Annotated in this window: 10 protein-coding genes; 9 read left to right on the plus strand and 1 reads right to left on the minus strand. The window is 67.9% G+C overall.

The annotated features are described in order from the left end of the window. The first annotated feature begins 8 nt into the window (after nt 1-8). The 3 genes from BWQ92_RS15945 (at nt 9) to BWQ92_RS15955 (ending at nt 4,072) form a co-directional block, all read left to right on the plus strand. Complete coding sequence (locus BWQ92_RS15945) at nt 9-1,439, plus strand: gamma-aminobutyraldehyde dehydrogenase (protein WP_076803770.1); 1,431 nt, start codon at nt 9-11, stop codon at nt 1,437-1,439. A gap of 157 nt (nt 1,440-1,596) precedes the next feature. Beyond that, entirely contained in the window at nt 1,597-2,952 is a 1,356-nt protein-coding gene (gabT, locus tag BWQ92_RS15950) for a 4-aminobutyrate--2-oxoglutarate transaminase (protein ID WP_076801034.1), read from the plus strand. 253 nt (nt 2,953-3,205) lie between these two features. Continuing rightward, the gene (locus BWQ92_RS15955) at nt 3,206-4,072 is read left to right on the plus strand and encodes a universal stress protein (RefSeq protein ID WP_076801036.1); all 867 of its coding nucleotides are present in this window, start codon (nt 3,206-3,208) and stop codon (nt 4,070-4,072) included. 93 nt (nt 4,073-4,165) lie between these two features. Here BWQ92_RS15955 and rarD read toward each other — a convergent pair whose 3' ends face one another. Continuing rightward, nucleotides 4,166-5,269 (minus strand): EamA family transporter RarD, encoded by a 1,104-nt coding sequence (gene rarD, locus BWQ92_RS15960; protein WP_236782980.1) that lies wholly within the window; start codon nt 5,267-5,269, stop codon nt 4,166-4,168. 115 nt (nt 5,270-5,384) lie between these two features. Here rarD and BWQ92_RS15965 point away from each other — a divergent pair, with 115 nt between their 5' ends. The 6 genes from BWQ92_RS15965 to BWQ92_RS15990 all read left to right on the plus strand — a co-directional run bounded on the left by BWQ92_RS15965 (nt 5,385) and on the right by BWQ92_RS15990 (nt 12,790). Then, nucleotides 5,385-6,383: a DNA topoisomerase IB gene (locus tag BWQ92_RS15965; protein ID WP_076801040.1), complete on the plus strand. Its 999-nt coding sequence runs from the start codon at nt 5,385-5,387 to the stop codon at nt 6,381-6,383. A 245-nt stretch (nt 6,384-6,628) separates the two neighbouring features. Continuing rightward, nucleotides 6,629-8,062 carry an FAD-dependent oxidoreductase gene (locus BWQ92_RS15970; protein ID WP_076801042.1) on the plus strand — a complete coding sequence of 478 codons (1,434 nt, stop codon included), beginning with the start codon at nt 6,629-6,631 and terminating at the stop codon, nt 8,060-8,062. Between the two features lie 66 nt (nt 8,063-8,128). Continuing rightward, the gene (locus BWQ92_RS15975; RefSeq protein ID WP_076801044.1) at nt 8,129-9,505 is read left to right on the plus strand and encodes a GAF domain-containing protein; all 1,377 of its coding nucleotides are present in this window, start codon (nt 8,129-8,131) and stop codon (nt 9,503-9,505) included. Between the two features lie 161 nt (nt 9,506-9,666). Beyond that, nucleotides 9,667-11,190, plus strand: a complete 1,524-nt coding sequence (exaC, locus tag BWQ92_RS15980) for an acetaldehyde dehydrogenase ExaC (protein ID WP_076801046.1) — start codon at nt 9,667-9,669, stop codon at nt 11,188-11,190. 95 nt (nt 11,191-11,285) lie between these two features. Then, the gene (adhP, locus tag BWQ92_RS15985) at nt 11,286-12,308 is read left to right on the plus strand and encodes an alcohol dehydrogenase AdhP (protein WP_172411554.1); all 1,023 of its coding nucleotides are present in this window, start codon (nt 11,286-11,288) and stop codon (nt 12,306-12,308) included. Next, nucleotides 12,305-12,790, plus strand: coding sequence for a DUF779 domain-containing protein (locus tag BWQ92_RS15990; protein WP_157365309.1), 486 nt, complete (start codon nt 12,305-12,307; stop codon nt 12,788-12,790). Before adhP ends, BWQ92_RS15990 begins: the two co-directional genes overlap by 4 nt. Nucleotides 12,791-13,118 lie beyond the last annotated feature (328 nt).

Here is a 13,118-nt window from a genome sequence, read left to right on the forward strand (position 1 = left end):
TGTACACCGTGGTTCAAACCTTGCAGAACTTCATCAACGGAGAGTTCGTCACGCCTGCGGGCACGGCCCTGATCGACATCGTGAACCCCGTGACCGGCGACGTCGTGGCCAAGTCCCCGGTATCCGTGCAGGCCGACGTCGACGCCGCCATGACCGCCGCCAAGGACGCCTTCAAGTCCTGGAAGCACGTGACCCCCGGGCAGCGGCAGCTCATGCTGCTCAAGCTCGCCGACGCCATCGAGGCCAACAGCGACGAACTCGTCGATGCCCAGCACCGCAACACCGGACAGGTCCGTTCCCTGATCGCGTCAGAGGAAGTCGCCGCCGGTGCCGACCAGCTGCGCTTCTTCGCCGGGGCCGCCCGCATCCTCGAAGGCAAGTCCGCCGGCGAGTACTTCGAGGGCCACACGTCCTTCGTCCGCCGCGAGCCGATCGGCGTCGTGGCGCAGGTGGCGCCGTGGAACTACCCGTTCCTGATGGCCATCTGGAAGATCGGCCCCGCGCTCGCCGCCGGCAACACCGTGGTCCTGAAGCCGTCCGACACCACACCGGAATCCACCCTGGTCCTGGCGCGCCTGGCCGCGGACATCCTGCCGGCCGGCGTCCTGAACGTCATCCTGGGCACCGGCGAAACCGGTGCGCTGATGGTGGAGCACAAAGTCCCGGGCCTCGTGTCCATCACCGGGTCCGTCCGCGCCGGCATCGCCGTCGCCTCGGGCGCCGCGAAGGGCCTCAAGCGGGCGCACCTGGAACTGGGCGGCAAGGCCCCGGCCATTGTCTTCAAGGATGCCGACATCAAGAAGAGCGCCGCGGCCATCGCCGAGTTCGCCTTCTTCAACGCCGGCCAGGACTGCACGGCCATCACCCGTGTCCTGGCCGAGGACTCGGTGCATGACGACCTCGTGGCAGCCATGGTGGAACACACCAGGACCCTGCACACCGGTTCGCAGAACGACGAGGACAACTACTTCGGCCCGCTGAACAACGCCAATCACTTCAAGGCTGTCAGCGCCGTTGTCGACTCCCTGCCGGCGCACTGCCGGATCGAAACGGGCGGCCACCGCGCAGGGGAGAAGGGGTACTTCTTCGAGCCCACCATCATCACCGGCGCCAAGCAGACCGACGACATCGTGCAGAAGGAAACCTTCGGTCCGGTGATCACGGTGCAGAAGTTCAGCACCGAGCAGGAGGCCGTGGACCTGGCCAACGACGTCGACTACGCCCTGGCGTCCAGCGTCTGGACCAGCGACCACGGCACAGCCATGCGCCTCAGCCGCGATCTGGACTTCGGCGCGGTCTGGATCAACACGCACATCCTCCTCACCGCCGAAATGCCCCACGGCGGCTTCAAGCAGTCCGGCTACGGCAAGGACCTGTCCATGTACGGCGTCGAGGACTACACGCGCATCAAGCACGTGATGTCCGCACTCGATGCCTGACCATCCCCACCGGCACCCTGACCTCGCTCCGCTCGGCCAGGGAACCCTGCCGGCGTGGGCCCAGCCACCGGCACCCTGACCTCGCTCCGCTCGGCCAGGGAACCCTGCCGGCGTGGGCCCAGCCACCGGCGCCCCATTCAGTAAAGAAAGAAACCCCATGACCACCACTGCCAACGAAATCACCTACCGCCTCGAGCAGAAGCGCCGCGTCCAGGCCGACTTCCCGGGCCCCAAGTCCGTCGCCCTGACCGAACGCCGCAAGGCAGTGGTCGCCGCCGGCGTCGCCTCCAGCGTTCCGGTCTACGTCGCAGACGCCGACGGCGGCATCATCCACGATGTCGACGGCAACTCCTTCATCGACCTCGGCTCGGGCATCGCGGTGACCAGCGTGGGCGCGTCCGACCCCGCCGTCGTCGGTGCCGTGAAGGAGGCCGTGGAGCACTTCACCCACACCTGCTTCATGGTCACCCCCTACGAGGGCTACGTCGCCGTCGCCGAGCAGCTGAACAGGCTCACCCCCGGTACCCACGAGAAGCGCACCGTCCTCTTCAACTCCGGCGCCGAAGCCGTGGAAAATGCCATCAAGGTGGCCCGCCTCGCCACCGGCCGGGACGCCGTCGTCGCCTTCGACCACGCCTACCACGGCCGCACCAACCTGACCATGGCGCTGACCGCGAAGGCCATGCCGTACAAGACCAACTTCGGCCCGTTCGCGCCCGAGGTCTACCGCATGCCGATGAGCTACCCCTTCCGCGAGGAAAACCCGGACATCACCGGTGCCGAGGCCGCCAAGCGTGCCATCACCGCCATCGAGAAACAGATCGGCGGCGACCAGGTGGCTGCCATCATCATCGAGCCGATCCAGGGTGAGGGCGGCTTCATCGTCCCGGCCGAGGGCTTCCTGCCGGCGCTGTCCGCGTGGGCCAAGGAAAAGGGCATCGTGTTCATCGCCGACGAGGTCCAGTCCGGCTTCTGCCGCACCGGCGAATGGTTCGCCGTGGACCACGAAGGCATCGTGCCGGACATCATCACCATGGCCAAGGGCATCGCCGGCGGCATGCCGCTGTCCGCGATCACCGGCCGTGCCGACCTGCTCGACGCCGTCCACCCGGGCGGCCTCGGCGGCACGTACGGCGGCAACCCGGTGGCATGCGCCGCGGCATTGGCCTCCATCGGTTCCATGCAGGAGTACGACCTCAACGCCCGCGCCAAGCACATCGAGGAGCTCTCCTTCGGCAAGCTGCGCGAGCTCGCCGGTGAAGTTTCTGTCATTGGTGACATCCGCGGCCGCGGCGCCATGCTCGCCATCGAGCTGGTCCAGGCCGGTTCGAAGGAACCGAACCCGGAGCTGACCAAGGCCGTTGCCGCTGCATGCCTCAAGGAAGGCGTCATCATCCTGACCTGCGGAACCTACGGCAACGTCATCCGCCTGCTGCCGCCGCTGGTGATCAGCGACGAGCTGCTGCTGGACGGCCTGCAGGTGCTCGCCGCGGCCATCAAGGCCAACGCATAGCTCCAGCGCTTACCAGGCGCGAACGTACACTTGTGGCCCCAATCGGGTGCAAAACCAGGGCCACAACTGTACGTTCGCGCTGAACGCACGGGATTGACGACGGCGGGTCGGGTACCAAAAGGTGCCCGGCCCGCCGTCATTGTTCCCGCCGTCGACCGCGGTAGAGTCATCCTCACCACTGCACTTTCCGCCGCAGGCCGGGGCGCCGCCGGGATCCGGGCGCCGGGCTGCTATACCCAAAGAGGGGTTTCGCATGCGATACGTTGTCGGCTACACACCCACCGAACGGGGCGCGGACGCCGTCGCGCTGGCCACGTCGCTGGCCCTGGCCCAGGGCGCCGAACTGGACCTGGTCTACGTGGTGAAGCCGGGCGCGCCGTATGTTGCCCTCAACCCGGAGGGCAGCCGGGTCAGCGCCGCGGAGCAGGAGGTGCTGACGGCCGAACGGGCGGGCCTGGCCCTGGTTCCGGAGGGCCTGCCGGCGAAATTCCATGTGCGCGAGGCCGATTCCTTTGCGGCAGGGCTCATCGAGGCGGCGGTCGAGTACGACGCCGGGCTTATTGCTGTGGGCGCCGCCAGCGAGGGGCTGTTCAAGCGGTACACGGTGGGCAGCGTCGCCAATGCGCTCCTCCACGCGGCGCCGGTTCCGGTGGCCCTCGCGCCGCGCGGCTACCAGCGGACGGCACCCGTTACCCGCCTCACCCTGGCGGTCGGGCAGAGGGCCGGTGCCGAGGCTGCCATCGAAACCGCCATCAGGGCAGCAAAGAGGCGGGGCGTGCCGCTGCGGCTGGTGTCGCTGGTGGTACTCGACGCCGCCGGTGACGCCGGTGAGGCCATCAACGCCGCGCACATCCACGCGAACACCGTGCTGACCGCAGCGTCGGGGAAGGTGCCGGCCGGGCATGAGGTCGGCGTGGCTGTGGCCCACGGCCGCACCATCGAGGAAGCCATCGACGGGCTTGAATGGGACGACGGGGAGATCCTCATCGTGGGCTCCTCGCGTCTGGCCGAGAAGAACCGGATGTTCCTGGGCAGCACGGCCAACAAGGTGCTGCGGGCGCTGCCGGTTCCCATGGTGGTTGTGCCGCGCGACTACGACCGCGCCGACTCCGCCCCCTGAGCCTCTCCAGGCTTGAGCGCGAACGTACAGTTGTGGCCCCAAATTCGCGGAGAATTGGGGCCACAACTGTACGTTCGCGCTTCCTGAAGGGGCTTAAGTGTCCGCTCGCGCTTCCCGGCGGGCGAGCCGCTTGGCTGCCGCGCTCTTCCGCGTGGCGGCCAGCATGTCGACGGTGAGCACCAGCAGGGCCAGCCACACCACGCCGAAGCCGATCCAGCGCTCCAGCGTCATGGCCTCGCCAAACACCACCAGGGCCACGATGAACTGCAGCACCGGTGCGAAGTACTGCAGCAGTCCGATGGTGGTCATCGGCAGCCGGCGGGCAGAGGCGCCGAAGAACACCAGCGGCACCGCCGTGATGACGCCGGATGCCAGAAGCAGCCAGAAATGCACAGGCCCGTGGGTGGTCAGCGTCGCAGTGCCGCTTGCCGCGAGGAAAATCATCGTGGCAACTGCCAGGGGAGTGAGGACGATCGACTCCACGGTGAGGCTCGTGATGGCATCGGCACGCGGCCCCACCCGCTTTTTCACGAAGCCGTACAGGCCGAAGCTGACGGCCAGGGTCAGGGCGATCCAGGGCAGCTTGCCGTAGGACACGGTCAGCACCCCCACGGCAATGAAACCGATTCCGACGGCGGCCCACTGCAGCGGCCTCAGCGTCTCCTTGAGCACGAACACGCCCAGGAGGACGGAGACCAGGGGGTTGATGAAGTAGCCCAGTGAGGCCTCCACCGCCTGTCCCGTGGTGACGCCGTAGGTGTACGTCAGCCAGTTCACCGCGATGAGGCCGGCGGCGAGCGCCAGGGTCCCGAGCACGGAACGGTTCCGCAGGGCGGCGCCCAATACGCGCCATGCCCGGGTCACCGTGATCAGGAGGGCGCAGAAGATCAGGGACCACACCACCCGGTTGGCCACGATCTCCACGGCACCTGCCGGCTGCAGGACGAAGAAGTACAGCGGGAGCAGCCCCCACAGCCCGTACGCCCCAATGCCGAACAGGATTCCCGCCGTCGTCTCCTTGTCCACCGCCTTCGGTGCGCCCGGGGAATCGGGTGTCCCGGACGAACCGGGTGCGCCGGACGAACCGGCCGTTCCGGGCTGGCCGGGGCGGCTTATCCCGGAGGGCGCGGCGCCGGGTGTTCGGGCGGTTGAAACAGGAGAGGAGACGGATCCGTCGGGGTTAGGCACAAGACCCATAACACCACCCTCAGGAGCAGTATTCCGCCTGCTATCGACCGCGGGGTGCCTGCAAAAGCAAATTAGTCAGTAGGCTTGCCATTATGAGTACGGTTCAGCGCGGGCGGGAGGTCCCATGAGGCTCCGCCACAGCAACGCTTCGGGCCGCGGATACCGGCGGGTCCGGGCCGGCACGGGGGTCAGTTACCGGGACCTGGACGGCTCCACGCTGCCGCCCGGACCGGTCCGGGACAGGCTGGAAAGCATCGGCATTCCGCCGGCGTGGACAGACGTGTGGATAGCGCCCTTCGAGAACGGGCACATCCAGGCCACGGGGCTGGATGCCGTGGGCCGCCGGCAGTACATCTACCATCCGGAATGGCGCGAACGGAAAGACCGCCTGAAATTTGACCGCGCCCTCCAGCTCGCCGAGTCGCTGCCCACCGCCCGGCGGCTGGCCACCATGGACCTCAGGTCCGACGGCGTCACCCGCCAGCGCGTTTTGGCCGCGGCGTTTAGGATGCTGGACAGCGGCTCCCTGCGGGTGGGGTCGGAACGGTACACGAACGAAAACGGCAGCCATGGGCTGGCCACCCTGCTGTGCGCCCACGTCCGCGTCCGCAAGGGTTCCCTGTACCTGAGCTTCCCGGCAAAAAGCGGCAAAACCTGGGAGTCCCAGATTGTGGACCCGGACCTCGCACCGCTGGCGCAGGCCCTCAAGCGGCGCGGGCCCAATGCCCGGTTGCTGGCCTATAAGGACGGCCGCGCCTGGCACCCTGTGACCAGCGCCGACATCAACTCCTACGTGAAGGAACGCACGGGCGACGACTTCACGGCGAAGGACTTCCGGACCCTGCGGGGCACCGCAGCGGCCGCCGTCAGCCTGGCCCGCAGTGGGCCGCAGAAAACCGAGGTGAAGCGGAAGCGGGCCATCAGCGTGGCCATGATGGAGGCGGCAGCTGTGCTGGGGAACACGCCGTCGATCGCCCGCAAGAGCTACGTGGACCCCCGGCTGCTGGACCACTTCGCGGCCGGGGAGACCATCGATCCCAAGCGGCTGGATTCTGCGGAATCGGAACTGCGCGCGCTGCTGTACCGCGAGGGCAACGTGGTGGCCCTGCGCAAAAGCGGCTGAGCGCCGTGCCGGCTGCGCCTGCGCAGCCGGGAGCGCCGTGCTGCCTCGGGCTGCGCCGGCGCCGCTGGCGCAACCGGTGCCGGCGCTGGGGGAGCCGGTCCCGCCGTCGTAAGGATGCGGTACCCGCCGCGTGCCGTCACGGCCCGCCGTGCGCCGTCACGGGTGGGGCACCCGGCCGGGCGGACAATTAGAATTGAAAACTGCGCGCCGGTGGGGCGCGGTCTCCCGTTCCGGAAGGGCTTACGGTGTCCAACACAGCTGAATCCACGGCCAAGCGCCCGCTCCGCGTCGCGATCGTCGGCGCAGGACCTGCAGGCGTCTACGCCGCGGACATCCTGACCAAGTCCAACGAGGTCAAGGACGGCGACTTCGAGGTCAGCATTGACCTCTTCGAGGCCTACCCGGCACCCTACGGCCTGATCCGCTACGGTGTGGCGCCCGACCACCCGCGCATCAAGGGCATCGTCAACGCCCTGCACAAGGTCCTGGACCGCGGGGACATCAGGTTCCTGGGCAATGTCACGTACGGCCGGGACCTCACGCTGCACGACTTCCGCGCCTTCTACGACGCCGTCATCTTCTCCACCGGTGCCATCAAGGACGCAAGCCTGGACATCCCCGGCATCGACCTTGAGGGCTCCTTCGGCGCGGCGGACTTCGTGTCCTGGTACGACGGGCACCCGGACGTTTCCCGCGAGTGGCCGCTGGATGCCAAGGAGATCGCGGTGATCGGCAACGGCAACGTGGCCCTGGACGTGGCGCGGATGCTGGTGAAGCATGCCGACGAGCTTCTCGTCACCGAGATCCCGGACAACGTGTACCAGGGCCTGAAGAACTCGCCGGTCACCGACGTCCACGTCTTCGGACGCCGCGGTCCCGCCCAGGTGAAGTTCACGCCGCTGGAGCTGCGCGAGCTCAGCCACGCCCGCGACGTCGACATCGTGCTCTACCCGGAGGACTTCGAATTCGACGAGGCCTCCGACGACGCGATCCGGAGCAACAACCAGACCAAAACCATGGTGAACACCATGACCAACTGGCTCGTCGAGGAGCACGCCGAGTCTGAGCAGCCGTCCTCCCGCCGGCTGCACCTGCACTTCCTGCACAGCCCGGTCGAGATATACGACGACGGCGGGTCCGGCAAGGTTGCCGGCATCAAGTTCGAGCGCATGCAGCTTGACGGCACCGGGAACGTCAAGGGCACGGGGGAGTTCATCGACTACCCGGTGCAGGCCGTCTACCGCGCCATTGGCTATCACGGCTCTGCCCTGGACGAGCTGGAATACGATGCCAAGCGCGGCGTCATCCCCAACGAGGGCGGCCGCGTCCTCGACGCCGACGGGAACCCCGTCCCCGGCATCTACACCACGGGCTGGATCAAGCGCGGTCCGGTCGGCCTGATCGGGCACACGAAGGGCGACGCCCTGGAAACCATCGGCTTCCTCCTGGAGGACCGGCTCACCCTGCCGCCGGCGCAGAACCCGGACCCGCAGGCGATCATCGACCTCCTCGAGGAACGCGGCATCGAATACACCACGTGGGAAGGCTGGAACAAGCTGAACGCCCACGAGGAAGCCTTGGGCGCATCCTGGTCGGAAACCGCAGCTTCGGATGGCGTGGTGCGCGAACGCATCAAGGTGGTGCCGCGCGAGGAGATGATCCAGATCTCCCGCGCCTGACTCTCCATTCGCGTGACGCCTTGGACTAGAATGTCGCGGGCAAGCGTTTGGGCGAGTGGGAGTTCGATGAAGAACCTGATCCAGCCGGCGGCACCCGGAACCGAGGCTTCGGTGCTGCTGCAGCGCCGCGCCCTGGCCGGCCACGAACTCCTGGACAGCCATGTGCACACAGAAGCCTTCCCGGACGCGGAAGAGATCCCCGGCTTGCGCCGCCTGATCCGCGAATCCTGGCAGCGGTCCGCCAAGCTGCGGGCCAACCCTGACCTCCCCGAGGCCCCGCTGGCCATCGCCGCGGACGAGCTGGAGGAATACCGGCGCCAGCACCCCCTGGCCGCCATCATGCCCGTGATCCAGAAGCTCCTCATCCGGCCCAGCCACGACAGCGGCCTGCTGGTGGCCGTGGGCGACGAGGTGGGCAGGCTGCTCTGGGTGGAAGGCGACACCGGCGCGCGCAGCCGGGCCGAGGGCATGATGTTCGTTCCCGGCGCCGACTGGTCGGAGGCGACCGTGGGCACCAGCGCCCCGGGGACGGCGCTCGCGCTGGGCCGCGGCATCCAGATTTCCGGCGCCGAGCACTACAAACGGTCGGTCCATCCGTGGAGCTGCACGGCGGTTCCGTTCCAGGACCCGGACTCCGGCGCGCTGCTGGGCGTCGTGGACATTACAGGCACGGAGGCGGCCGTCGCGCCGCACACGCTCTCCCTCGTGGAGGCCACCGTCGCGGCAGCCCAGGCCCAGTTGCGCGTCGAACGCCTGCAGCTCGCCGCTGAACAGGACCGTGCCAAAGCACGACGGCGGCACCCGGGTTCGGGCGCGGCCGGTGGTTCCGCCCGGGAAGGCAGTCTCTACCGCAACAGCCTGCAGCTGCTGGGCCGTGACCAGGCGCTGCTCAGCATCGGGGGCCGCAGCGTGGTGCTCTCCGCCAGGCACAGCGAGATCCTGGCCCTGCTGAGCACGCACCCCGACGGGCTCAGCGCCGAGGAGCTGTGCGTCCTCCTCTATCCGGGGGACGGCTCCACCATCACACTGCGCGCCGAGATGGTGCGCCTCCGGAAGGTCCTGCAGCAGCTGGACCCCGCCGCGGTGCCAGAGTCGCGGCCGTACCGGCTGTCCATGGACCTGCTGCCGGACAGCAGCCAGGTGCTCACCTGCCTGCAGCGCGGTGCACACCGGATCGCCCTCGACATCTACCGTGGCGCCGTCCTGCCCCGCTCGGAGGCGCCCGGCGTCGTCGAGCTGCGGAACCGCGTGTCCGCGCTGCTGCGTGAGGCCGTTCTGACGGACGGCAGCGCGGAGTCGCTGCTCAAGTACGCCGAGCTGCCGGAGGCGGCGGACGACGCCGGCGTCCGCCGTGCCGCGCTGAAGCTGCTGCCGCCGCGCTCGCCCAAGCGGGCCGCCGTCGTCGCCGATCTCGAGCGGCTGGAAGCCGAACTGGGCGCTTAACATCGGCGCTGGGCCCGGCCGGGGGACCCGGCAGGCGTGGGCCCACCTGCCCTTTGACTGACATCGTTGCAACCTGGCTGCAACCTGCCCGCCCCTAGGCTCAGTGCATCGGCGATCACCACGAGATATCGCCTCCGTGTTGCACAGCAAAGGAGCTAGCAATGACCGTTTACGCACAGCCCGGCACCGAAGGTTCGAAGGTCACGTTCAAGGACCGCTACGAGAACTGGATCGGCGGCGAGTGGGTTGCACCCGTGAAGGGCCAGTACTTCGAGAACATCACGCCGGTCACCGGCAAGCCCTTCTGCGAGGTGGCCCGCGGCACCGCCGAGGACATCGAACTCGCCCTGGACGCCGCGCACAAGGTGGCTCCCTCGTGGGGCAAGACGTCGGTGGCCGAACGCGCCGCGATCCTGAACAGGATCGCGGACCGCATGGAGGCCAACGTCGAACTGCTCGCCGTCGCGGAGACCTGGGACAACGGCAAGCCGGTCCGCGAAACCCTCAATGCGGACATCCCGCTGGCCGCGGACCACTTCCGCTACTTCGCCTCCGCCGTCCGGGCCCAGGAAGGCCGGCTGTCGCAGCTCGACGACGACACCACCGCCTACCACTTCCACGAGCCGCTCGGCGTCGTCGGCCAGATCATCCCCTGGAACTTCCCCATCCTGATGGCCGTCTGGAAGCTGGCGCCCGCGCTCGCGGCGGGCAACGCCGTCGTCCTCAAGCCCGCCGAACAGACGCCGACGTCGATCCTGGTCCTGATCGAACTCATCAGCGACCTGCTGCCGGCAGGCGTGGTGAACGTGGTCAACGGCTTCGGCGTCGAGGCCGGCAAGCCGCTGGCCTCCAGCCCGCGGATCCGCAAGATCGCCTTCACCGGCGAGACCACCACCGGCCGGCTGATCAGCCAGTACGCCTCCAACAACCTCATCCCCGTGACGCTGGAACTCGGCGGCAAGAGCCCGAACATCTTCTTCAACGATGTCGCCGATTCCAGTGACGCGTTCTACGACAAGGCGCTTGAAGGTTTCACTCTCTTCGCCTTCAACCAGGGCGAAGTCTGCACCTGCCCGTCCCGGGCCCTGGTCCAGGAAGGCATCTACGACTCCTTCATGGCCGACGCCCTGGCCCGGACCCAGAAGATCATCCAGGGCAACCCGCTGGACACCGAAACCCAGATCGGAGCCCAGGCCTCCAACGACCAGCTGGAGAAGATCCTCTCCTACATCGACATCGGAAAGCAGGAAGGCGCCAAGGCACTCACCGGCGGCGCCCGCGCTGAACTGTCCGGGGACCTGGCCGGCGGCTACTACGTCCAGCCCACGATCTTCGAAGGCCACAACCGGATGCGCATCTTCCAGGAGGAGATCTTCGGCCCCGTCGTGTCCGTGACCCGCTTCAGCGACTACAACGACGCCATGGGCATCGCCAACGACACCCTCTACGGCCTCGGCGCCGGCGTCTGGTCCCGCAACGGCAACGTCGCATACCGGGCAGGCCGCGAGATCCAGGCCGGCCGCGTCTGGGTCAACAACTACCACGCCTACCCGGCCGGCGCCGCGTTCGGCGGCTACAAGTCCTCCGGCATCGGGCGTGAAAACCACGCCATGATGCTGGACCACTACCAGCAGACCAAGAACCTGCTGGTCAGCTACAGCGAAAACAAGCTGGGCTTCTTCTAAAGGGCGCTCCCGTCGTCTCGACTCCGTCGCCACGACGGGGCCCTCGCGCCCCGCTCCACCCAAACAACCGATTCAACGACGCAAGGATTTCGCCAATGACGACGACAATGCAAGCAGCCGTAGTATCCGAATTTGCCAAGGACCTCCAGATCCAGGACATACCTGTCCCCGCGCCCGGCCGCGGCCAGGCACTGGTCAAACTCATCACCAGCGGTGTCTGCCACACCGACCTCCACGCCGCCGAAGGGGACTGGCCGGTCAAACCGTCGCCTCCGTTCGTGCCCGGGCACGAAGGCGTGGGCGAGGTGGTGGCCCTCGGCGAGGGGGTGACCGACCTCGCTGTCGGGGATCTGGTGGGCAACGCCTGGCTGTGGTCTGCCTGCGGCGACTGCCAGTACTGCCGCACAGGCTGGGAAACGCTGTGCGAGTCCCAGAAGAACGCCGGCTACAGCGTGGACGGCTCCTTCGGCGAGTACATGCTGGTGGACAGCCGCTTTGCGGCCCGGATTCCGGCGGGCTCGGACCCGGTGGAGGTTGCCCCGGTGCTCTGTGCCGGTGTCACCGTCTACAAGGGGCTGAAAATGACCGAGGCCAGGCCGGGGGAGTGGGTCACCATCTCCGGCATCGGCGGACTGGGGCACATCGCCGTCCAGTACGCCGTCGCCATGGGCCTGCGCGTTGCCGCCGTCGACATCGCGGACGACAAACTCGCCCTCGCCAGGAAGCACGGCGCAGAGCTCACCGTCAACGCTCTCCACGAGGACCCGGCGGAGGTCATCCAGCGGGAAACCGGAGGCTGCAGCGGAGTCCTGGTCACGGCGGTGCACCCCTCGGCCTTCGGCCAGGCCATCGGCATGGCCCGCCGCGGCGGCACCATCGTGTTCAACGGCCTGCCGCCGGGCGACTTCCCGGCACCGATCTTCGAGATCGTGCTCAAGGGCCTGACCGTCCGCGGCTCCATCGTGGGCACCCGGCAGGACCTGGAGGAAGCGCTGGACTTCTACGCGCAGGGCAAGATCCACCCCACGGTGTCCACACGGGAACTCTCCGAGGTCAACGCCGTCTTCGACGAGATGAAGCACGCGAAGATCGACGGCCGCGTGGTGCTGACGTTCTGATGGGCACCAGGCTGGACGCCGCGGTGACGGTGCCCGGGGAGGAGTTTTCCCGGGTTGCGCTCACCCCCGAGGCGGTGTCGCTGCTGCGGAAGCTCTGGGCGCGGCACGGGCCGCTCATGTTCCACCAGTCCGGCGGCTGCTGCGACGGCTCCGCGCCCATGTGCTACCCGGCCGGGGACTTCCTCACCGGTGACTCGGATGTGCTGCTGGGGCGGTTTGATCTGTCCGTTGCCGACGGCGGAGGGTCCGGTTCCGCTTCCGATGGCGGCTCCCGCCTTGCTGCCGACGGCGGAGGGTCCGGTTCCGCTTCCGACGGCGGCCAGCCGCTGGAGTTCTGGATGTCCCGGGAGCAGTTCAGCTACTGGAGCCACACCCACCTTACGGTGGATGTGGTGGACGGCCGGGGCAGCGGGTTTTCCGTTGAGGCGCCAGAAGGCAAACGCTTCCTGATCCGTTCCACGCTCATGGACTGGCCGGTGTAATCCGGCCAGTTCCCAGCTTCACAATGTCCGGGCGGGGCCACAAACAAGTGGCCCCGCCCGGACATTGAGCGTTAAAAACGTGATTGGGAACCCCCAATTTGGGGTGGCTCAACTGCGTAAAAGAACTCCGGTCCGGCCGCTTCCACAAGGTTTTCACGGGCATGGTTACGGACGATGGCACGGTCAAAACCCTCCTAGCGGCAGGTGTGCCATGAAACTCTTAGCCTGGAAGTCAGACGGGGGCGCGGATCGCGACAGATCCGCAGCCCCCACGGATCCACCCTTGAATCGGCGGGAACGCCGCAGCAAGCGACGTGAGCGGCCGGTT

This window comes from Arthrobacter sp. QXT-31 (assembly GCF_001969265.1).
Taxonomy (GTDB): domain Bacteria; phylum Actinomycetota; class Actinomycetes; order Actinomycetales; family Micrococcaceae; genus Arthrobacter.